The organism is Paenibacillus agri, from assembly GCF_013359945.1.
GTDB classification, from domain to species: Bacteria; Bacillota; Bacilli; order Paenibacillales; family Paenibacillaceae; genus Paenibacillus_AQ; species Paenibacillus_AQ agri.
This window is the reverse complement of sequence record NZ_JABWCS010000217.1, coordinates 91,502-113,858: the sequence shown is the minus strand read 5'-3', so window position 1 is coordinate 113,858 and position 22,357 is coordinate 91,502. Positions and strand designations below refer to the sequence as shown.

Here is a 22,357-nt window from a genome sequence, read left to right as displayed (position 1 = left end):
TTGTATTACACCTACCCTTTAATAGCTCCAATCATTACGCCTTTGACCAGATAACGTTGGATGAAAGGATAAACTACCAGAATAGGCAGTGTGGCCACCATCATGGATGCAAATTTGATAGAGTTGCCGGGCAGTCTAGCGCCGAATTGCGCCATCGCTTGCTGCTGCATGAAGGACATGGAGTTCTCTGCAATGATTTTGTACAGCATGGTCTGTAGCGGCAGCAGGTTCTGCGAGCGGATGTAAATGACACCCTGGTAATAATCGTTCCAATGATAGACGGCTGAAAATAGCGATATGGTCGCAATAACAGCCATGCTGTTGGGCAATACGATTCTGAATAGGACGCCATAGTCTGAAGCCCCGTCTACCTTCGCAGATTCCTCCAGGCTATCGGGAATGGTACGGAAGAAACTCATGAAAATGACCATATTAAAAAAAGTGTACATAGAAGGAATGATAAATACCCAGAAATTATCGTATAAGCCCAGCTTCGTCATGAGAATAAACGAGGGGATCAGCCCGCCTGAGAACAGCATCGTAATCAAGGCGATTTTCATATACGCCTTACGGCCAATCAAATTAGACTTGCTCAATCCGTAAGCGACAATGGCGGTGAACAGCACATGCGTCGCTGTCCCGACCACCGTGCGCAGAGTAGTGATGTAAAAACCATTCATCATCGTCTTATCATTGAACACAACACTATAGCTGGCCAGTGATAATTCTTTGGGAAACCAATTGACGGTACCCAGCGATGCCTGCTGCGGCGAGTTGAGCGAGTTAACGAATACAAACCACATCGGGTACAGTGTTAAAAAGCAAACCGCCAGCATCAGCAGGGTATTGCAGACCTCAAATAATCCAATATGCCGAAACCTTCTGCGTCTTTCCATACCTCTGTCCTCCCCCTTTTAAAAAATGCTATCGCCGGTAAGTTTTTTAGCTGTGGAATTAGCCAAAAATAGCAAACCTAGCGCTACAATAGAGCGGGCGAACAGGACGGCTGTTGAGAAGGAATGACGCCCGGATACCAACCCCATGTTGTAGATGTACAAGTCCAGGCTTTCCGCCATTCGCATATTCATGTTGTTCTTCAACATAAAGATCTGCTCAAAGTTACTACCGAGGATCCCGCTGACAGCGAGGATGAACAGAATAGCGATGGTGGGGCGTATGCTCTGAATGGTGATATGCCACATCCGCTGCCACCGATTTGCGCCATCCAGCTCGGCCGCTTCGTACAGCCCCGGATCAATACCGGATATTGCTGCTATGTAGATAATGGCGCTCCATCCCGTTTCTTTCAGCGTATCGGTGAAAAAGGTAATCCACCAAAAGTACTTGGGCTCGCTGTTAAACAGGATTTCGCGTTCCTGGACTCCGATCGCCATCATCAGCTGATTGATCACACCCCCCTCGCCCAGCCAGTTGAGCGCAATCCCGCCAAAGATCGTCCAGGCAATAAAGTGCGGCAGGTACGAAATGGTTTGAACCGTACGCTTAAATCGAAGACTCCGTATTTCATTAAGCAGTAAGGCAAACAAGATAGGAATGGGAAAGCCCAAGATCAGCTTGATGCTGCTCATCCCCAAGGTATTACGGATCGAACGCCAGAAGCGCTCATCCGATAAAAAATCCTGAAAGTGCTTCAGACCGACAAACGGTGAATCAAATAAGGGCTTGGCGATACTGTAATCCATAAATGCAATAATGAGCCAAAACATGGGAATATAACAAAAGATAAACATCCAGATGATTCCTGGAATGACCATGCTTTGCAATTGCCACTGCTTAAGAAGCGCTTTCATTTGTCCCGTTCTGTATTGGAACATGTTCCGTCCCCCTTTCTATTTCATCGTATGAAAATGCGCATAGGAAAAAAAGCCCATGATTATGGACCCTATCCCATTTTTTTAGATTTGGTTGATCAGCCGCAAAATTTAAGTATGCTGTGATTAAATGAGGGGAGTGTGTGAAGGATGAACAAGCTAGTATGGGAGCAGAATTTCTTAAAGCAAAGTGCTGATTTGAAAGCGTGGAATATACGCATCGGGAATGACTTGCTTGATGACAACGGCAATCCTATAGATACGGGTTGGGGCAACAACGAGCAGCAGTTTTATAGTGATCATTCCAGCAATCTGTATTTCGATGAATATGGTTTGAACCTGTGCGCGCGCAGTGAAAGCATAGAACTAGCGGGACGGAAGTTTGCATATACTTCGGCCCGTTTGGATACAAAGGACCATTTTTCTTTCTGCTACGGTAAGCTAGTCGTACGTGCAAAGCTGCCTGTAGGGCAGGGGATATGGCCTGCCATCTGGCTGCTGCCCCAAGACCAGGCTTACGGACCTTGGCCCGCCTCCGGTGAGATTGATATTCTGGAAGCGAAAGGCCGCTTGCCCCAGCAAATCTTTGGCACGCTGCACTACGGTAAGGACTGGGAACATAAAGTCATTGAGGAGTTCTCCTACCAATTAGAAGACGGAACGATTAATCAATTTCGTGATTATGCGCTTGAATGGGACGCTGACAAGATGCGATGGCTGGTAGACGGGCATTGCTATGCCGAGCATCGCCTGGAGCCAGGCGTAACGCCTTTTGACGAGCCTTTTTATCTGCTACTTAACCTTGCGGTGGGTGGGTGGTATGACAATGTAGCCGTGGATGAATCTTCGCTGCCGGCGGTTATGACCGTTTCGGGGATCTGGCTGTACCAATAAGCTAGACCTTGATGATTGATTAGATTGAAAAGGCCAGGGCATACCTATGTTGGGGATGCCCTGTTTTTGCATAATGTTGATATAGTGAGCGGTAGCGATCATTCTCTCGATTTTATGTTGAAAGAATGACCACCTAATATTTACAATTAAGCTACGGCTGAGCAACCTTTTGCATTAGCCAAAAAGGAATTAGAGATCGGAGGATTCACTGTGATCAATGTTCAATGGAGTGAGCAAGAACCATCTTTCGCTGAGTGGCTAAATCAAGGAATGGATATTACTTTCCGTGAAATAACAACTGGATTTGAAGCCGATATATTATTACTGCAGAAGAAGGATGAACCTAAGTATGTGTTAAAGGTATGGAAACAACTTTTTAATTCACAAGCACATCAACAATATAAGTTCTTATTTAATGCACAGATTGCAGGATTACCTGTCCCAACGCCTGTTGGTTGGGGAAGAACAGATACGGGGACAGAAGTTCTAGCCACTGATTTTTCAGGCTATCCAGTCGATAAACCATCAAAGCGTCAAATCGAACAATTTGCAAGGGTTCTATATCAGATTCACCATACCCCAACCCATCATCTTGGATTGGATAGTGATACCGGGGGTGAAATCATTGATATAATTATAAATCAGTATTTTCCCGATATTGAACAGCATCAAGATATTATGATTATACTGGAAAGCTTGAGAGGAACCTATCCAGATCGAGAACGCAGGCTAATTCATGGTGATTTTAACTTAGGGAATATTCTTCTTAAAGATCATGAGATCACTATAATCGATTGGACTAATGTTCAAGTGGGAGATATCCGTTACGATGTAGCGTGGTCCGCTGTTCTGCTGTTAATATCTTTAGGAGAGAATGAATACAACTGGTTCAAGTCGGCCTATTTATCTCAGCAACCCTTTGAAGATATTGAACTGAATGTATTTGAAAGCATCGCTGCTTTAAGGTGGCTGCTGCTAAACAGGATCGTTTCATTTCCGAATGGAGAGGAAAAGAGCAAAGAGCTGCAATGTTTTTTGGAGAAACGACTTCCAATAAACTTTAAACTTCGTTAAAGGGCACCAGATCAGAAGATGCTTAATGGAGCTAATACTTGCTTCTAAGCCTGTTCTATCATTTGAAGTAAGCTTGACAATGCACTGGAGAAAACCGAATCCCGGCGATGCACAAACCATACCTGTAAATTTCGATACCCTTCAGGCAAACGGTGGGAAGCGATAGCTCCCGCCTCTTCCGCCTTGGTAATCGACGATTGGGGTAGCAAAGACACGCCGAGTCCGGCGGCAACCCCATTTAGAATCACTTCCAACGTTCCAAACTCCATAATCTGATAAGAGCTGATCCCGCTCTCACTTAGGAAGCGTTCAGCTTTTGCCCGGTGTGTACATCCAACGTCGAAGAATAACATCGGCTTCGTAAGTAGTTCGTGCAAGTCGCTTTTATCCGGTTGTGAGATCAGCACCAATTCCTCGTCGAAAGCCGCAATATAATCTATATCAGGCTGGTCAATTGGCCCATACACAAAGGCTCCATCTAGCTCATAATCAAGCACCTTTTGTAAGAGACCATGTGTTTCGCCCGTTACTAGTGATAGATTGACATCGGGATATCGTAAATGATACTCGGTCAGAAGAGGGGTCAGGTGAATAACCGCTGTCGCTTCGATAGACCCTAAGCGGAGAAGGCCCGCAGGATGTTCCGAGTATTGTGTGGATTTTACAGCTTCGTCCATCAGCGTAAGTATTTTATCCGTATACTCCAGCAAGTTCTTACCTGCCGCTGTTAGTGTCATCCCCCGATTAGATCGACGAAAGAGAGGGAGCTTCAGCTCAGCCTCAAGGTGTTGTATTCGGCTCGTCACATTGGACTGGACGTAGTTCAAGGCTTGCGCAGCCTTGGTTATGGTGCCCTCGCGTGCAACGGCTTGAAATATTCTCAAATCTCCACTTTCCATTTCCACGCCACCTGCCTGGTATGATTCTTTATGATAGTCGCCTTCATTTTTGATCATTTTACTGGATTGTGTCCTCTATGTACAATTCACTATATACGATGAACTTAAGATCCGAACGTAAAGCTCGGTCGTCACTACGGTGAATGTTTGGACTTCCGGTCGCTGTTGTCTCCAGATTTCTTCGATTAAACCGCTTCTAGCGGTTGAAATCAGCAGACAAAGGCGAACGCTACGCTCCTACAGTTCCAATCATTCCCCTCCATTCCTCCTCACTTTCTGTTAATCTCTTCTGTTCATCTTATATATATTCATTAACAACGATTAAAGGAGTAATCAAAATGAAAGCAATTGTACATGCCGGAAAAAGTGGCCTGAAGGGCCTGAAATATAAAGATATTACAGATAGACAGCCGGGGGCTGGAGAAGTGAAAGTAAGGATAAAGGCGGCAGGGCTGAATCATAGGGACTTGTTCATCATGGCCGGTCGGACAGAACAGGATGACCCTCTGATTATGGGTTCTGATGGCGCGGGCAAGATTGAAGCAGTAGGTGAAGGTGTATCCAACCATACAGTGGGTGCCGATGTCATCATTAACCCGTGTCTCGGATGGGAATCTGTCGACAATGTTCCGCACATTCCAGCCATTGTGGGTGGCCCTTCAGAAGGTACATTCGCCGAGTCGATCATCATTCCTGCACAGAATGCCATCAGCAAGCCTGCGTACCTGTCTTGGGAAGAAGCGGGTGTGCTACCCCTGTCTGCCTTGACCGCCTATCGGGCTCTGTTCACGAGGGGCCGCTTACAGCAAGGGGAGCACGTTCTTATTCCTGGCATCGGCGGTGGTGTTGCGACCTATGCCATGATGATGGCGTTAGCGGCGGGAGCACGTGTTAGTGTAACGTCACGCAGTGAGGCGAAAAGACAAGCTGCCCTCGCACATGGGGCTCATTATGCATTTGACAGTAATGGTGATTGGAAGGAAAGTATGAACGGGAACAGCGTGGATCTCATCCTCGACAGCATCGGACCTGCGACGTTCCCGCATTATTTTGACATTATTAGACCCAATGGCCGTATTGTCACGTTTGGCGCAAGCTCGGGAGATCGAATAGAGATCCCCGTTCGGTCCATATTTTTCCCGCAAATCAGTATCATTGGTACCTCTATGGGAAGCAGCGAGGAGTTTGCTGATATGCTGCAATTTATGGAACGCCACGGTCTCCGTCCGATCATTGATCGGATATATCCCTTACAAGATACCGCCGAGGCATTTCACAGAATGCAGCAGGGCGAGCAGTTCGGTAATATTGGAATAAGAATAGATTAAGCGGACACTCTTGCGGATTTGAAGATTGATTTTTGAAACATTCGTTAGTTAAATTGTAATTTCATAATAATACTCCAGTTATTTTGTAATCTTGAGTATCAAGAGATGCATTGTTGGAACATTGGAGTTCAATGGTTTTATTTTTAGTAGAAATATTGTATTTGATCACATAGGGCGTTTCAATGTAAAACAAAGTGAGCACCAAGGTATCTTCGCCACACCAATATGCGTGAGTAGCTACTTCTTGATCGTGGAGCGCCAAATCTTTCGTGAATAAGTCTTGTCCATGAAAAAGAGTGCCGAACTCAAACAAATAGCCCTTATTTACTTTGTTGTCGTACATCATTTGGAACTCTAGCTGATTGTTTTGGAAAGAGAAACGGACTTCCTCTATACATTGAGGATTTTTGTGGATAGAATATCGGGCATCCTTGAAAACTAACTCTTTGTCTATTAAATCTTTAGATACTGGGAGGGGGTAAGCTATGTTAGAAAGGTATTTTTGTAATGCAAGTTCATCTTTTAAATTAGAAGAAGTCTCATAATTAATTTGCCCAAGGATATATTCATATATCAGATCCAAAAGCGATTGTAGATGCTTCATACTAGGTAGGCATGAGGTCGCTGCGATCACTATCCTCTCCTTAGGAGCTACAAAGCAAAGCTGTCCGTATCTACCATTACCCATGAAACAATCGCTACGACATAGAAATAATTGATAACCGTAACCTTTTGAAAAATCAATTCTATCCTCGTCTCGCATCGTATCAGCATTTTTTGACGTGGCGAGGTTAATGTATTTCTCAGATACAATTCGTTTATTATTGAACAAACCTTTCTCTAACAGCATTTGGCCAAATCTTGCAATGCCTTCGGTTGAAATACTTAACCCCATACCCCCCGCTGTAATCCCCTTTGGACAAGTCTCCCACGACGGTCTGGGAATCTCTAGAGGTTCGAACAATCGAGGCATCAAGAAATCGACTAAATTTTGACCGGTCACTTTTTCAACAATAGAAGATAGCATGTAAGTAGAGTGCGTACTATATCGATAATAACTTCCTGGCACATGATGTACCTCTTGGGAGAGGAATGATGCTATCCAGTCAGAATGCTTTATCACTTCGCCATAAATATTATCTTGGTGACCAGCAGTCATTGATAAGAGATGATGTATTGTCATCTGTGACAAATTAGGCGATATATGATCAGGAAGTTTGTCTGGGAAGAACGAGATCACCTTATCGTGTAAGTCGAAGTATCCTTCATCCCAAGCTATTCCTACTGCAATAGATGTAAAGCTTTTACTAAGAGAGAATAATAATTGTGGTGTATCCTTTCGATAAGGCTTCCGATAGAATTGAGAAATAGCCTGCCCGTCTTTCATTAAAATAAAGCTATTTATATCTAAATTAGACTCTTGGACTTTTTTAAAGAACGATAATAAATGTTTTGAAGTTAAACCGTGGTTTTCTGGAAGATCTTGAATAGTGGCTTTAATCAATATCGTGCCCCCTTAAGATTAGTTGTTATATTCACTATAGATTTATAATCCAATTATATAATACATAGCATCACTGACAGCAGATGTCAGTGATGCTTTTTTATAATGATGATAATCATTGATCACCAACGAAGTCGTGGTATCACTGGACGAATTGTAAAATAAGGAGAGCTTGAGAATGAATCATACGGTATACCTCTATGTATTTGACACAATGGCAGACTGGGAAATAGGTTACTTAACGGCCGAGCTGAACTCGGGAAGATATTATAAGAAAGGGCTGGCTCCATCAAAAATAGTTACCGTGGGTATTGAAAAAACGCCTGTAACAACCATGGGCGGATTGAAAATACTGCCTGACATCAAGCTGGATGAGTGCAGCATTGAAAGCACAGATACCTTGATTTTACCCGGTGGAGAGACATGGACAGAAACCATTCATGAGCCCATTTTAAAAATCACCGAGAGATGTTTACAGGAAGGAATAGTAGTTGCAGCGATTTGTGGTGCTACGGTGGGCCTTGCCCAGGCAGGGCTACTGAATTCGCGTGCGCATACAAGTAATGATCTGGATTATCTTAAAATGATCTGCCCCACTTATACGGGCGAAGAGAATTACCAAATGAAGTCTGCTGTAACGGATGAAAACCTGATCACTGCATCTGGAATGGCCCCGTTGGAGTTTACTGTTCATGTCTTGAAAGCTCTGGATGTGTTTTTTCCAACAACGTTAGATGCCTGGTACAGTCTTAATAGGACTCATGAATCCAGATATTTCTTTGAGTTGATGGAATCATTAATAGATTGAATAAGTCGATTCATGTAGTTTTATTACCACTTTCAGAAGCTCGCTGATATAATTAATATATTAGAAATTAAATTATGTGGTGAATTCATGAAAGAATTGTACAGTGCGGTGAATCGAAAAACATATTATATTGTGATGTCAATGATCATCGTTCTTATGGTTGCGGGATTAATACTTTCTACAACAGAGCTCGATAGCATAACTTTTGGGTACATTTTGCATGTTTTTTGTGTAATCTTTGTATCTGTTTCTTTGTTGATCTACCCTAAGCATGAAACGCATCTTCTCAGAAAGATCATCATTTTATTAGCCTTTGCTTATTTCTATCTTCTTTTCTTTTTATATCCTCAGACTTGGTCCACCTATATTTTTATTTGCCTCATTCCTGCTCTTTCTATTCTATTTTATGATTTAAAGTTGTTTTATTTTTCTTTTATTGTAAATGGAATATTGATAGCCCTTACTTTTAGTTATATCTTCTTGATTGATATTAATAGAGGTAATTTATATGCATATTTACATCAAGATAGTCTAGGTAATCTTATTAATATAATAGCTACTCAAGCCTTATTATTTCTTATTTTTTATCTTTCTTTTAGAAGAATGAGAAGTCAGCAACTTTATTATGAACAATTACAGCAATCTGAGCGGTTAAAGATGGTCGCTCATTTAACAGCTGCTGTGGCACATGAAATCAGAAATCCGGTAACAGTAGTTAGAGGTTTTTTGCAGTTTTACAAAGAAGATGCTTCATTTAGTGATCCTATCAAAAACAAGTTCAAATTAATGATAGATGAATTGAACACAGTAGAACAAATTATCTCGCAATTTCTCACACTGTCCAAACCGAATGGAGACCAAACAACAGAGAAAGTCGATGTGAAGGAAGTTCTGGAGAGTGTGTCAGGTCTGCTCCATTCGTATGCAATGCTATCTGATAATGAGATTCATATAGACGTGGAGGAAGATTGCTTTATTTCCATAAATAAAATTGAGTTTAAGCAGCTGCTCATTAATTTAATAAAAAATGCTTTAGAAGCTTCGGATGTTGGTAAATCCGTATCTGTTACAGCAAAGAGAAATAATAATTTTGTCGAGATAAAAATCATCGATGAAGGCAGTGGAATGTCAGAAGCTGAGGTGAAGTTGTTAGGCACTCCTTTTTATTCAATAAAGAGTAATGGAACAGGTTTAGGGTTAATGATCTGTTTTAATATCGTGGCAAAATATGATGGAGAGATTCTTTATAAAAGCTCTAAAGGTAAGGGAACAACAGTCAATATTCGCTTTTTAGCTAAGAATGACCAGTAATATTAGACTCTCACACAATGGAAAAGGGGATTACCTTCGGCCTTGCAGCCGGATAGGTAATCCCTTTTTTTGCAGATAAGAATGAATCTATTGGCTGTGACAAGGATTATTTCAGAGGAATTTTAATTTCCAGCTGCTTGTTGTAGTTTTTAACTACCTCTCCCTTAGCATCCAATTTATATGCCCCGGAGTTGCCTTTTTCGAACACTGCTTCATATGGTCTGATGGTCAGATATTGTGCGTCTGGGCGAACCTTCTCGAACAACAAATCTTCAGTAGTAGTATCCTTGGAAGTTTTAGTAGATTCCCGGGCAATGAATTCTACTTTATTCCCCAAATTATCATAAATGTCATATCCGATTGCGTACGCTTGCTCCGGTACTCCTGTAACCGTCAATCCAATGCGCACAGAGGCTTCTCCCACAGCGACTACATTGGTTTGGATTTTAAATTGTTTGTCTGCCTTTGGAGCAGGCGCTTGAATGTTACGCACCAGTCCTCCTTGCTTGAGCGAGAACTTCAATGTATACGGATCTTGGACACCATTCAGCTTCAAATTAACACTCAATTCAGAGGAAGCCAGGTTTGCCCTTTGTTTCTCATCTAACCATCCTGTTTGCAATACAATAACTGCCTTGTTGGCATCACCGTCACTGATCCAGCGTGGGGACTTTAACTGAATTCCTTCTGGCTTAGTTATTTTTGCGTCAATCCCAACAACAGTTCCTTCTGCCAGATAAGGCTCGCCTTTATCATTTAAGGTTATTCCTGCGAGATTTCCTGAGTATAAGGTTCCCTCACGGCTCAGATTGATCTTAATATAGTTACCGTCAAACTGTGCAACGCCTGTTAAAGTAAGCTTATCGTGTGAATCGGAGGCTTTCGCTGTATTCAGGGAAGTATACGCGGCCGGTTGAACAGCGGCTGCATGGGTTGCGGCCGGTATCCCCAGCCCTCCAAGACCTACAGCAGCAGCACATAGAATTGCAGATAATTTCATTGTTTTTGTTCTCATGATATTCATCTCCTAAGTTTGTTATTGGACTAGCACGCTTATCTCCAGACCGTCGATATAATGCTTCACCGGGTTGCCGGAACTGTCTGTCCTGAATGCTCCAGTTTTACTTTTCGGGTCCTTGAACTCATTAAGATAGGCACGGATGGTGAGTCTATTAGGGTGCTTATCGAACGGCTCAGTCAGCAAATCCACATGAAATGACCCATTGGAAGACGGAAGGGTTTTTTGTGATATAAAATTCAGTACCACTCCCTGTTCATCCTTTACTTCGAAGGAAATTCCATTCAGAGCGGATGGATCTCCATCTGCCCCTTGTTCAAACATGAGCGATAGACGAGTCGTTAATGGACTGTATTCCAGCTTTTGCAGCAGCATAGTCCATCCTACTGCTTGTGCGCTTATATCAGGTGTAGAAATGGTATTCGTTGTGACCTTTTGTGCAGGAATTTGAAGAATAAACGGTTCATCGATACCCTCCAAGCCAATGGTTACGGTCAGTACAAATTGGTCCGGGAACGGTTTGGCGGAGAGACCCAAATTCGAAGAATCCACCAGTCGGAAAATAGCGGTATTGTCCTCTTTGCCTCCCAACCAGGTTAGTAACGGCATAGCTTCCCAAAGACCGTCTGAGTATTCCTCCAGGGTAGCCCCGTTGATCAATACAGTTGCAGAGGTTATTGTGCCTTTCTCTAGAAAAGGCTTTCCATCCGAACCTACTGTCACTCCAGTTAGATTACCGTCCAGTTCTTCCGCCTCACGCTTCACAGAAAATGCTAAACGGCTACCGTCAAATACCGCCTCTTCGGCAGAGAGGGTAATCCCATCATGCGTATCACTGCTGTTCGGACGGGAGATCAGTCCCAAACGCTGGGCGGCCTGCAACCCCAGATCATCTGCCCGCTCAAAAATGCCGCCTACCCATGGAAGCTGCTTCAGCGCATTGGCCAGTGCTGGCGGATAGATTGCCGTTAGCATAACACTGATCAATATAGCAGCAGCCACAGCTGCGATTTTAGGATATACCTTTCTTTTCTTTTTCTTCTCCGGAGGATCTTGGACAATGGTGCCAAGTGTTGCATAAATTGAATCCTGCCGCGATCGTAGTAAAGGAGGAAGCTCCGGCGTATTAGCTCTCCCTAGTTCTCTAAGCTGCTTTTCTAAATTGTTATTATTCATTTGCAAGCCCCTCCTCCCGCACAGGATGTATCTGTTTGGATAACAATCGCCGTGCGCGGTGAAGCCGTGCCTTGACCGCTCCTTCGGAGATATCAAGAACATCTGCAATCTGCTTAATGGATAAATCTTCATAGTAGAAAAGCACGATAGCAATTCGCAGGGATTCGTCCAGCTCATTAATGAAGCTTTGCAGGTCCACAGCTCCTGAATTTTCAAAGTGCGCATAGGAAACGTCCATTTCCTCGGGAATTTCCGCCACAACCACCGTTCGCTCTCGTATGCGAAGCAACTGGTTGCATTCATTAATCAGGATGCGAATGACCCATGTTTTAAAAAACTTAGGGTGTCTAAGATTGATGAGTCCTTTATATACCTTCAGTGTTGTTTCCTGAAGCGCATCCGCACAATCTTCATCTTTCATAAGAATGGTCTTAGCTAATCTGTACAACTGTGATTCCAGTTGCCTGAAAAGACGGATAAACGCCTCATGGTCGCCTCTCTGCGCCTTTTTGATATCCAGTTCGTTTTCCAGCAAATCATTCTTCCTCCTTGAGGGCCCTCTATATGATTAGATGGAGATGTGATACAAAAGGTTATTTTCATGGAAAAAAATCTGAAACGCAGACATAACGAAAGGCACCCCAGCGGGTGCCTCGCCATTTGGCTTAATGAATAATGAGCTTCACAACTGTTATTATTCAATCCATTTTCTTGGCCCAATACGATGGAATAGCTGGTGTTTATCGTCATTTAGTGCATCCTCTATACGCTTACAGGTGAAATCACTTATCGGTCTAGGGAGGTCATCTCTTGAGCAGAATCTGCATTCCAAAATTTCGGGTGAACTTGGTTGAGGTACTTCATCGTGCTCATTCTTTGCAATGAATACAAAATGATGCATGTCATAGTCGGGATCGTAGTAAATGCCTGTTAATTGGCCTACTTCCACTTCTAACCCTACTTCTTCATGTACTTCTCTTTTAGCTGTGCCCTCCGCAGACTCGTTATCTTCAGCCTTTCCGCCTGGCAAGTCCCAATTGTTTTTTCCATAGCTGTGTTGTACCAACAATATTCTTCCTGCGGAATCCAAGATAACTGCTGCTGCACCGATTAACTTAGGCAAAATATTATCCTCCTTAGGAGTATGGAATACTACTTATTTGATTTAATGTTATAATTATCAAATTATATTGTACATTATTTTCTGTAAAATAGCGGGGAGAGAGATTGTAATGATGAAAATCGAAAAAATAAAGAGCAGAAGTGTGTTGTTTACAACCCGAACTACTTCAGGGTGGGATCTGAACGTTCAGCTTATTTTGGGGGATAAATACAATTATCTTATTGATACAGGACTTGGCTCTCTAAGCGTTGCAGCGGTTAAAGAATACATAGGGAATGATAACAAACCAATAATTGTAGTAAACACGCATCATCACTGGGACCATATTTGGGGCAATAGCTCAGTTCAGGATTGCATGATCATATCGCATAAGCTATGTAGAGAAATGATAGAGCAGAATTGGGAGACTACGTTCGAGAAGTATAAAATGTATGTTGAGGGTGAAGCAGAAATGCATCTGCCCAATCTGACGTTTGAACAAGAACTGTATTTTCCTGAAGATAAAATAAGGCTTATATATACCCCTGGTCATACCGTGGATTCTATAAGCGTACTTGATGAAGTAGAAAAGGTAATCAATGTAGGTGATAATATCGGCGACTCCGTGGATGAAATTGTTCCAAGCCTCTATGGTGAAAAAGAAGATTATATCAGCACACTATTAAAGTATCGAGAGATGGATTTTGACACTTGTATATCCGGCCATAATATAGTTTTGGACAAGCCAGTCATTGATAGAATACTAAGCATCGTTTCTTGAGGAAGAGTTGCAAAAAGGAAGCCCCACGAAAATTCCCAGCTTTTAAATAACAAATCCCTGTCATATAATAGTAACTAACTTAATCTATAAAATTAAAAGTGATATACTAGGTGCAGGTTATAATTGAGAAGATAATACTAACGTGTAAGGGCGGTAAACATGAGCAGCAGACAAACCGAAACAGACGTTATTTTAATTGGTGCCGGAATCATGAGTGCGACGTTGGGGACATTGTTGAAAGAATTAGTACCGGATTGGAAAATTACAGTGTTTGAAAAGCTGGCTAGCGCAGGAGAGGAAAGCTCCAACGAATGGAATAATGCGGGAACGGGGCATGCTGCACTGTGCGAGCTTAACTACACTACGGAAAAACCGGACGGAACCATAGATATCAGCAAAGCTGTTATCGTGAATGAACACTTTCAAGATTCGATGCAGTTTTGGTCTTATCTTGTGAACCGTGATCTGATTCGTAATCCGCAAGACTTTATCATGCCATTGCCACACATGAGTATGGTACTCGGAGAGAAGAATGTAGCGTTCCTGAAGCAACGTTTTAAAGCGCTCTCAAACCACCCGTTATTTCAAGGTATGGAATTCTCCGAAGATCCGAAACAATTGCAGCAATGGATACCGCTTATTATGAAGGACCGGCCATTGAATGAACCGATCGCAGCCACTAAAATCGATTCTGGTACGGATGTTAACTTTGGCGCTTTAACGCGCATGCTGTTCAAACATTTAAAGAGTAAGAATGTCGATATTCATTACAAACACGGTGTCGAAGATATTAGACGGACCAGCGATGGTTTGTGGGAACTGAAGGTACGGAATGATAGGGGTCAAGTTGAACGCCGTACGGCGAAATTTGTCTTTATCGGCGGTGGGGGAGGCAGTCTTCCGTTGCTGCAAAAATCCGGTATCCCTGAAAGCAAGCATATTGGGGGATTCCCGATCAGCGGGCTGTTCATGGTGTGTAATAACCCGGAAGTAGTAGCCCAGCATCATGCCAAAGTCTACGGTAAAGCTAAGGTCGGTGCACCGCCAATGTCTGTTCCGCATCTAGACACCAGATTTATCGATAATAAAAAATCGTTACTTTTCGGACCGTTTGCCGGTTTCTCACCCAAGTTCTTGAAGACTGGTTCGATGTTTGATTTGCTCGGTTCTGTAAAACCCAATAACGTGCTAACGATGTTAGCGGCAGGTGCCAAAAATCTGTCCCTGACGAAATACCTGATCCAGCAAGTAATGCTTTCGAAAGAACAACGCATGGAAGAGCTGCGGGAGTTTATCCCTAATGCTAAAAACGAGGACTGGGATCTATTAGTGTCAGGTCAGCGTGTGCAGGTCATCAAAGATACCGCGGCCGGTAAAGGAACACTCCAATTTGGCACGGAAGTGGTGTGTGCCGGTGATGGATCGATTGCTGCATTGCTTGGCGCTTCTCCGGGTGCTTCTACTGCCGTTTCCGTCATGCTTGAGGTGATCGAGAAATGCTTCCCGCAACATCTAAAAGACTGGGAACCAAAAATAAAAGAAATGATTCCTTCTTATGGTGTGCCACTAGTGGACAATCCTGATCTCATCCAGAAAATTCATACTTCTACAGCTAAGACGCTGGGTTTAAGCAGTGAGCGGCAACCCGTCAGGTAGACTGTGTAAAAAAATAAGCAGAATAGCCCTCGTTCCTGGATTCCATGGAATGAGGGCTATTTGTTTTTCTGAAAATTACCCGGAGACCGAGTAGAAAGGGACTTGTATCAGATTTTCTGAATGAAAACTAGAAAAACTCTATTGGACGCAAGGAGGTAAGGATGCTACAGTCTTTATAATTCATACTAAAACAACCGGATTATAATGTTTTAGTAAATTCATATGAAGGAGGGATAGCACATGAAATTCGCTTTATTCAGTCTGATGCTTAATCTTCCGAATGCTCTTACAGGTGAGACCTTCACCACACAACAAAAATTTCAGAACGTGCTAAAGCAGGCAGAGCTTGCTGAGAAGCTAGGCTTTGATGCTTACGGCGTAGGCGAACGACACGGAGCGCCGTTCTTATCCTCATCTCCACCGGTTGTTCTAACTGCAATTGCAGCCAGAACGAGTCGCATTCGCCTGCTTACGACAGTGACCGTCCTGAGTGTACTGGATCCTGTGCGGGTGGCTGAGGATTATGCTACGCTCGATCATCTGTCGGGTGGACGACTTGAACTGATTATTGGAAAAGGGAACGATCCGCGCCATTATCCGCTTTTCGGAATTAAGGAAGAGGAGCAGTGGGAATCCCTTGCTGAGCGCTATGAATTGCTCAAGCGGCTGTGGAGCGAAGAAAATGTCACCTGGCAGGGACGTTACCGGACGCCGCTGGATAAGGTGACGACACAACCCCGGCCGTACCAGAAATCCATTCCGGTATGGCATGGCAGTGCCTCTAGTCCGCTATCTACCGAGCTTGCGGCGAAGTACGGGGAGCCGATCTTCTCGTCAAATGGCTTTCATCCGATGGCCAAGTACAAGGCACTGATCGACCATTATCGTGAACGCTGGGAGTACTATGGACACGATCCGAAGGATGCTGTCGTCGGAGCGGGTGGTGGCAGTCTATATTTGGCTGATACGAAGGAGGAAGCAATCCGTAGATATAAGCCTTATTATGAGGCATTTAGCTCCACGGATTCGGCGAAGCATAATCAATCGCCATTTAAGAGCCTTGAAGATACGGTAGAGAACGGTCCAACGCTGGTTGGCAGTCCAGAGAGTGTAATCGAAAAGGTGCTGACTTACCACCGTGCCTATGGACATCAGGTGCTTAGCATTGGTGCGGACGGCTTGAGCGAATCTGAGCAGCTGGAGCAAATAGAGCGTTTCGCTAAGGAAGTTATGCCCGTTCTACGGCGCGAAATTCCCAGCACGGTGTGGGACGGAAAGGAACTGACTTTGCAACAGGCGTGAGTGTAGCGCATAGTCTACTAAAACGTTTAAGAGAAAAGGGGAGCTGAGTATGAAGAGACAACGGTTTATCAAATGGGCGACTTATGTATCGTTAACAACGGCATTGACACTGGTCTTGGCAGGCTGCGCGGCCAAAGGCGGAGAAGCAACAAGCTCTACCGATTCTTCTGCAGCGGCTCCAGCGGTTGCCAAGCCAGTGGAGGGCGGGGAGCTGACCTACGCGCTGGCGACATCTCCTGACACACTCGACCCAGGAGCAAGCGGCTTTGCAGTATCTCACCGGGTGTTCCGAAATATCACGGATAGCCTCGTCGTTCAGCTTCAGGATGGAAGCTTCCAGCCTTGGCTGGCAACGGAGTGGACGAAATCGGAAGACGGCAAGACTTATACGTTCAAGCTGCGTCAAGATGTTAAGTTCCAAGATGGAACGCCATTTAATGCTGCTGCTGTCAAAGCGAATTTTGACCATATTACGACGTCGGCTAGAGGTCAGGCCAAATCCCTGATCGGTCCTTTTGAATCAGCGGAGGTGGTGGATGACTATACCATCAAGTTAATCCTATCCCAGCCGTTCGAGCCGTTTCTTAGCGGGCTGAGCTCAGCGTTCCTCGGCATCTCTTCACCACAGGCCATACAGCAGTATGGTGATCAATATGGCAAGCATCCTGTAGGCACAGGGCCGTTCAAATTTGTCAGCTGGACGGAGAACGACGAAATCGCTCTGGAAAAGAACCCGGATTACAACTGGGGGCCACCAACTGCGGATAACAGAGGACCTTCGCATCTGGATAAGCTGACGTTCAAGATTGTACCGGAAGAGGCGACACGGATCGGTAGTGTACAAAGCGGGCAGCTGCTGGCTGCAGAAGCGGTTCCACCACAGAACATTGCCGCACTTAAAAATGATCCTCAGTTCCAGGTGGATCAGGCGATCACGAACGGAACAGCCTTCTCACTCTATTTCAATTTGAAGAGTGACATTTGGAGTGATATCAAGGCGCGCCAAGCGGTGCAGCTTGCGGTCGACGTCGATACCATTGTCAAAACTCTATACCTCGGAACCTACGACCGGGCTTGGTCGTCCATTACACCAGGGCTACTCGGATATGATGCATCGCTTGAGAACAAGATCAAACCCGATCTTGATAAGGCAAACCAGCTGCTGGATGAAGCAGGCTGGAAGAAAGGTGCGGACGGCATCCGTGAGAAGGATGGCAAGAAGCTGATTCTCCGTTATCTTGATGGTTCGCCAAACCGTGAGAAGCGTAACGACATTGCGGCGATCGTTCAGCAGCAATTGAAAGCGATCGGCGTCAATGTGACACTCAACATTACAAAGGATACGAGTACACCACTGAAGGAAGGCAACTTCGATCTGTTTGGCAATTCCCAGGTGAAAGCTGATCCTGACGTGATGCGGAGCATTTTCCAGTCCGGCAAGGAATACGCCAACGGCGGCACGAACTGGTCGAATCTGTCCGATCCTGAAATCGATAAGCTGCTTGATCTCGGCTCAGAGGAGTCTGATCTGGAGAAGCGGAAAGAAGCCTACACCAAAATCCAGCAATATCTGATTGATCATGCTGTTATCCTCCCAATCTATGTATTTCCATATACGGTAGCCCATCCCAAGACGGTCGAAGGTCTGAAGTTTGATTTGCTCGGGTACCCGCAATTTTACGATGTAAGTATCCACAAATAACCGGGGAGGAGGCTAATGAAATGGCCGGAACCATTGTAACGCGATTACTCACTTCCCTGCTCGTCGTGGCCGGTTCGTCGATGCTGGTCTTCCTCATCATGTATGTACTGCCTGGTGATCCGGTGCTGCAGATGCTGGATGGCAATGCGACATCGCCTGAGGCAATTGCCGATTTACGCCATCAACTCGGATTGGATCAGCCGTTCTATGAGCAATTTTCCCGCTATTTCATCCATTTGCTGCAAGGGGATTTCGGCCATTCGCGGATTACACAAGATCCGGTTCTGCCGAAAATCCTCGAGCAGGTTCCGGCTACGCTTGCGCTTACTTTCGTCAGCGCCGCTGTCTCCATCGTGGTTGGCATCCTTCTCGGCGTCTTGTCTGCGATCCACCGGAACGGCATTATCGACGTGCTGGCACGGTTTGTTGGCCTATTCGGCATATCGATGCCGTCGTTCTGGACCGGGATTTTACTTCTGCTGCTGTTCTCCATTAAGCTGGGCTGGTTTCCGGCGATGGGCTCTGGAAGCTGGAAAACACTCGTGCTGCCCGGTATCGCCCTTGGGCTTGTAGGTGCAGGCTTTATCGTCCGGATGGTCCGCAATACGATGCTTGAGATCATAAGTGAGCCGTTCATCCTGACCCTACGCGCTAAAGGGCTTGCGGAACGGGCGGTCATGTACCGCCACGCGCTGCGCAATTCCTTGATTCCTGCGCTGACGATGATTGGGGTCATGATCGGCGAGCTGCTAAGCGGAACGGTCGTGATCGAGACGGTGTTCGCGCGGCAAGGGATCGGCCGGATTCTCGCTGACGCAATCATGGCAAAGGATATACCGGTGGTGCAGGGCGTTGTTTTTTTCACCGCAATCATCTATGTGTCCGTGAACGTACTGGTAGACATTTCGTATTCGTTAGTTGATCCGCGCATCCGGCGGTCGACCTAAGAAGTCGCATAGAAGGAGGGAGAAACCAGAATGAAAGATGCAACTGCGCTTAAGCCACTGTGGAAAAGCGAACGAAAACGGCCTGCAAGGTCATGGCATCTCGGCGCATCTGATTTGTTTCTATACGCGGCAGAATTGGTTGTGCTGTTTCTGATCGTTTGCGCGATTGTGCCGGGGTGGGTCGCGCCCTATTCCCCCACGATGATGGATGCGGCTCAGTTGCTGCAACCGCCCAGCGTTAAGCACTTACTTGGAACCGATTATTTCGGAAGAGATGTGTTCAGTCTGATCGTCTACGGCAGCCGGGATTCTCTGCTCATCGGTCTGGCTTCCGTCATTGTAGGTGGCCTGACCGGTGGTATTCTCGGGGCCTTCTCCGGCTATATCGGAGGATGGATCGATCAGGTCATCATGCGTATTATCGAGGTTCTGATGACGATACCGGGGATTCTCTTGGCGCTGGCGATTGCTGCTGCCATCGGGCCCAGCTTGATTAACGTCGTACTGGCGATAGCCGCAGGCACGATTCCGCGCTATGCAAGAGTGATGCGGAGCCAGGTGCTTAGCGTCAAGAACCGGGCGTTCGTCACAGCCTCCCGTTCTATCGGAAGCACGGGGTTTCGCATTTTCCGCAAGCATGTGCTGCCCAACTCGCTGGCACCGTTTCTTGTTATGGCGACAATAGGCATCGGCACCTCTATTCTGACTGGATCCGGGCTTAGCTTTCTGGGTCTTGGGGTCATCAAGGAAATTCCGGACTGGGGCACTGTGCTGGCGCAGGGACGCGGGTATTTGACGGTAGCCTGGTGGATTTGTACGTTCCCGGGTCTTGCTATCGCGCTATTTGTACTGGCTATCAACATCATTGGAGACCGGCTGCGGGATAAGCTGGATCCGAGAAAAAGCGGCGCCTGACTGGCGGAAGGAGGCAGTATATGACCAGACCCTTGCTGGAAATCGAAAGCTTGAAGGTTGAATTCCAGGCATCCGGCGGCACACTTGTGCCGATCGCGGATGTCTCCTTTGATATCGGCCGAGGTGAGACGGTATGTCTGGTCGGTGAATCCGGCAGTGGCAAGACGATTACGTCCAAAGCCATCATGCGCTTGACCGATTTCGACCGGGGGCGCATCGCGGCGGGCAGTGTGAAGCTGGACGGTCAAGAGTTAACGACGCTCCCACAGAACTTGCTGCGGGCTATTCGCGGCAAAAAAATTGCGATGATCTTCCAGGAGCCGATGGCGGCGTTCGATCCTGTCTTTACGATTGGTGCCCAGCTTGTGGAGACGATTCGCCGTCACGACAAGCGCAGTGTAAAGGAAGCCCGGATCCATGCTGAGGAGTTGCTTCGCCGCGTTGGATTCCCGGAGCCGAAGCTACGCCTTGCGCAATACCCGAATGAGTTATCCGGGGGGATGCTCCAACGGGCAATGATTGCCATGGCGCTCGCCTGCGGGCCGGAGCTTCTAATCGCAGATGAGCCGACAACAGCGCTCGATGTCACGATTCAGGCGCAGATTCTAAAGCTGTTGAACGAACTGAAGGCGGAATATGGAATGTCCATTCTGCTGATTACCCACGATCTCGGGATCGCAGCGGAGATGGCTGATCGGATGATCGTCATGTATGCCGGACGGATCGTAGAGCAGGCACCGGCAGCCCGCCTGTTTCAGCAGCCGCATCATCCTTACACCGCCGGGCTGCTGCGTTCCATCACGACGATGGACAGTGATCGCAGTGCGGCGCTGTATACCATTGAAGGAACGCCGCCCAATGTGGCGGAATTCCCTTCCGGCTGCCGGTTTCATCCCCGCTGCCCGCTGGCTACGGACCAATGCCGTACCGAGGTGCCGGCGCTGGCCGGAGAAGACGGCCATGAAGCAGCCTGCTGGCATACGGATAAGCTTCTGAACGGTCAGGACATCGATCAGGAAGCGGACCGCCGGACAGTACTACTGGGTGATTCGGGGACGATAGCTGAGTCCCATAAAACGTCGTTTCCAAGTGTCGCAGCTGAAGCGCTAACGAAGGCGCCACCGTTATTTGAGGTTTCCGGATTAACGAAGCATTATCCGGTCAAAGGACCCTTTGGCTTGACCAAGGCCGTCGTTCATGCGGTAGATGACGTTTCCTTCACGATTCGCAAAGGGGAGACTTTCGGGCTTGTCGGCGAATCCGGCAGTGGTAAATCTACGCTTGGGCGCGTCCTGATTCAGCTGGAGCAGGCCAGTGCTGGCCGCGTCTTATTCAGCGGCGAGGATCTGACGGATATGAACGCCGCGAGGCGCCGTGATGTCCGCCGGGATATGCAGATGATTTTCCAGGACCCCTATGGCTCGGTCAATCCGAGGTGGACGATTGGTGAGACCATTGCCGAACCGTTAGTCGTACACGAATCAATGCCTGCTGCGCAGCGGAAACAACGTGTGGAAGAACTGCTGCAGCTAGTAGGTTTGAACCCGGCTTGGGCTGACCGTTACCCGCATGAATTTTCGGGCGGACAGCGCCAGCGGATCGGGATTGCCCGCGCAATTGCGCTGCAGCCGAAGTTCGTGCTGGCAGATGAAGCTGTATCCGCACTAGACGTGTCGGTACAGGCCCAGATCGTCAACTTAATGCAGAACCTCCAAAGCACGCTCGGTTTAACCTATGTATTTATCGCGCATGGTCTTAACATCGTCCGGCATGTATCATCAAGGATTGGGGTCATGTATCTTGGCAAGCTGGTCGAGGTTGCGCCGGCAGATGAATTATTCCAGCACCCGGCCCATCCCTACACAGCTGCGCTGATTGCGTCCATTCCTTGGCCGGATCCCAGCCGAAAAAGGGAATTCGTCTCCATTCAAGGAGAAATCCCCTCGCCGATGTCTCCGCCGTCCGGTTGCAGATTTCATACCCGCTGCCCAGTGGCTACGGCAAGATGCCGGGAAGAGGAGCCGAAGCTTGCGGACATCGGCAGTGGTCATGCGGCAGCCTGTCATTATCCGCTCTAATCCATTCTCATCTTCATTATAAGGAGGCCA

Annotated in this window: 20 protein-coding genes; 12 read left to right on the top strand and 8 right to left on the bottom strand. The window is 46.3% G+C overall.

Translation table 11 applies throughout. The features are described 5' to 3' along the window. Nucleotides 1-11: 11 nt before the first annotated feature. Together HPT30_RS21955 and HPT30_RS21950 are read right to left on the bottom strand one after the other, a co-directional pair. Nucleotides 12-896 carry a carbohydrate ABC transporter permease gene (locus tag HPT30_RS21955; RefSeq protein WP_175373456.1) on the bottom strand — a complete coding sequence of 295 codons (885 nt, stop codon included), beginning with the start codon at nt 894-896 and terminating at the stop codon, nt 12-14. A gap of 18 nt (nt 897-914) precedes the next feature. Then, nucleotides 915-1,835, bottom strand: a complete 921-nt coding sequence (locus HPT30_RS21950; protein WP_066377994.1) for an ABC transporter permease — start codon at nt 1,833-1,835, stop codon at nt 915-917. Nucleotides 1,836-1,982: 147 nt separating this feature from the next. Between HPT30_RS21950 and HPT30_RS21945 the strand changes: the two genes are divergently transcribed. Further along, entirely contained in the window at nt 1,983-2,726 is a 744-nt protein-coding gene (locus tag HPT30_RS21945; protein ID WP_175373455.1) for a glycoside hydrolase family 16 protein, read from the top strand. Nucleotides 2,727-2,936: 210 nt separating this feature from the next. Next, complete coding sequence (locus tag HPT30_RS21940; RefSeq protein ID WP_175373454.1) at nt 2,937-3,800, top strand: phosphotransferase enzyme family protein; 864 nt, start codon at nt 2,937-2,939, stop codon at nt 3,798-3,800. 44 nt (nt 3,801-3,844) lie between these two features. Here the strand turns inward: HPT30_RS21940 and HPT30_RS21935 are convergent, their stop codons facing one another. Then, nucleotides 3,845-4,699, bottom strand: a complete 855-nt coding sequence (locus HPT30_RS21935) for a LysR family transcriptional regulator (protein WP_175373551.1) — start codon at nt 4,697-4,699, stop codon at nt 3,845-3,847. Nucleotides 4,700-5,037: 338 nt separating this feature from the next. On the opposite strand from HPT30_RS21935, the gene HPT30_RS21930 reads away from it, so the two are divergent. After that, nucleotides 5,038-6,027 carry a zinc-binding dehydrogenase gene (locus HPT30_RS21930; protein WP_175373453.1) on the top strand — a complete coding sequence of 330 codons (990 nt, stop codon included), beginning with the start codon at nt 5,038-5,040 and terminating at the stop codon, nt 6,025-6,027. A 61-nt stretch (nt 6,028-6,088) separates the two neighbouring features. Here HPT30_RS21930 and HPT30_RS21925 read toward each other — a convergent pair whose 3' ends face one another. Next, nucleotides 6,089-7,531: a serine hydrolase domain-containing protein gene (locus tag HPT30_RS21925; protein ID WP_217622485.1), complete on the bottom strand. Its 1,443-nt coding sequence runs from the start codon at nt 7,529-7,531 to the stop codon at nt 6,089-6,091. 178 nt (nt 7,532-7,709) lie between these two features. Between HPT30_RS21925 and HPT30_RS21920 the strand changes: the two genes are divergently transcribed. Together HPT30_RS21920 and HPT30_RS21915 are read left to right on the top strand one after the other, a co-directional pair. Next, a complete protein-coding gene (locus HPT30_RS21920) occupies nt 7,710-8,339 on the top strand; it encodes a type 1 glutamine amidotransferase family protein (RefSeq protein WP_175373452.1) in 630 nt (209 codons plus the stop codon). Between the two features lie 87 nt (nt 8,340-8,426). Continuing rightward, complete coding sequence (locus HPT30_RS21915; RefSeq protein WP_175373451.1) at nt 8,427-9,650, top strand: ATP-binding protein; 1,224 nt, start codon at nt 8,427-8,429, stop codon at nt 9,648-9,650. A gap of 106 nt (nt 9,651-9,756) precedes the next feature. Here the strand turns inward: HPT30_RS21915 and HPT30_RS21910 are convergent, their stop codons facing one another. From HPT30_RS21910 to HPT30_RS21895, 4 genes are all read right to left on the bottom strand, one after another. Further along, nucleotides 9,757-10,665 (bottom strand): DUF5643 domain-containing protein, encoded by a 909-nt coding sequence (locus tag HPT30_RS21910; RefSeq protein WP_175373450.1) that lies wholly within the window; start codon nt 10,663-10,665, stop codon nt 9,757-9,759. A 21-nt stretch (nt 10,666-10,686) separates the two neighbouring features. After that, a complete protein-coding gene (locus HPT30_RS21905; RefSeq protein WP_175373449.1) occupies nt 10,687-11,844 on the bottom strand; it encodes a DUF5643 domain-containing protein in 1,158 nt (385 codons plus the stop codon). Continuing rightward, nucleotides 11,837-12,379 carry a sigma-70 family RNA polymerase sigma factor gene (locus tag HPT30_RS21900; RefSeq protein WP_246317338.1) on the bottom strand — a complete coding sequence of 181 codons (543 nt, stop codon included), beginning with the start codon at nt 12,377-12,379 and terminating at the stop codon, nt 11,837-11,839. Before HPT30_RS21900 ends, HPT30_RS21905 begins: the two co-directional genes overlap by 8 nt. Nucleotides 12,380-12,538: 159 nt before the next feature. Continuing rightward, nucleotides 12,539-12,967, bottom strand: coding sequence for an NUDIX hydrolase (locus HPT30_RS21895; protein WP_175373448.1), 429 nt, complete (start codon nt 12,965-12,967; stop codon nt 12,539-12,541). Nucleotides 12,968-13,076: 109 nt separating this feature from the next. Here HPT30_RS21895 and HPT30_RS21890 point away from each other — a divergent pair, with 109 nt between their 5' ends. The 7 genes from HPT30_RS21890 to HPT30_RS21860 all read left to right on the top strand — a co-directional run bounded on the left by HPT30_RS21890 (nt 13,077) and on the right by HPT30_RS21860 (nt 22,327). Continuing rightward, on the top strand, nt 13,077-13,727 hold the full coding sequence (locus HPT30_RS21890; protein WP_217622484.1) for an MBL fold metallo-hydrolase: 651 nt from the start codon (nt 13,077-13,079) through the stop codon (nt 13,725-13,727). 159 nt (nt 13,728-13,886) lie between these two features. Beyond that, nucleotides 13,887-15,383, top strand: coding sequence for a malate dehydrogenase (quinone) (gene mqo / locus HPT30_RS21885; RefSeq protein WP_175373447.1), 1,497 nt, complete (start codon nt 13,887-13,889; stop codon nt 15,381-15,383). 240 nt (nt 15,384-15,623) lie between these two features. Further along, nucleotides 15,624-16,685, top strand: a complete 1,062-nt coding sequence (locus HPT30_RS21880) for an LLM class flavin-dependent oxidoreductase (protein WP_175373446.1) — start codon at nt 15,624-15,626, stop codon at nt 16,683-16,685. A gap of 49 nt (nt 16,686-16,734) precedes the next feature. Continuing rightward, nucleotides 16,735-18,387 carry an ABC transporter substrate-binding protein gene (locus tag HPT30_RS21875; protein WP_175373445.1) on the top strand — a complete coding sequence of 551 codons (1,653 nt, stop codon included), beginning with the start codon at nt 16,735-16,737 and terminating at the stop codon, nt 18,385-18,387. A 20-nt stretch (nt 18,388-18,407) separates the two neighbouring features. Beyond that, nucleotides 18,408-19,334, top strand: coding sequence for an ABC transporter permease (locus HPT30_RS21870; protein ID WP_175373444.1), 927 nt, complete (start codon nt 18,408-18,410; stop codon nt 19,332-19,334). 30 nt (nt 19,335-19,364) lie between these two features. Next, entirely contained in the window at nt 19,365-20,249 is an 885-nt protein-coding gene (locus tag HPT30_RS21865) for an ABC transporter permease (protein ID WP_175373443.1), read from the top strand. Nucleotides 20,250-20,269: 20 nt separating this feature from the next. Then, nucleotides 20,270-22,327 (top strand): ABC transporter ATP-binding protein, encoded by a 2,058-nt coding sequence (locus tag HPT30_RS21860; protein WP_175373442.1) that lies wholly within the window; start codon nt 20,270-20,272, stop codon nt 22,325-22,327. The last annotated feature ends 30 nt before the right edge of the window (nt 22,328-22,357 follow it).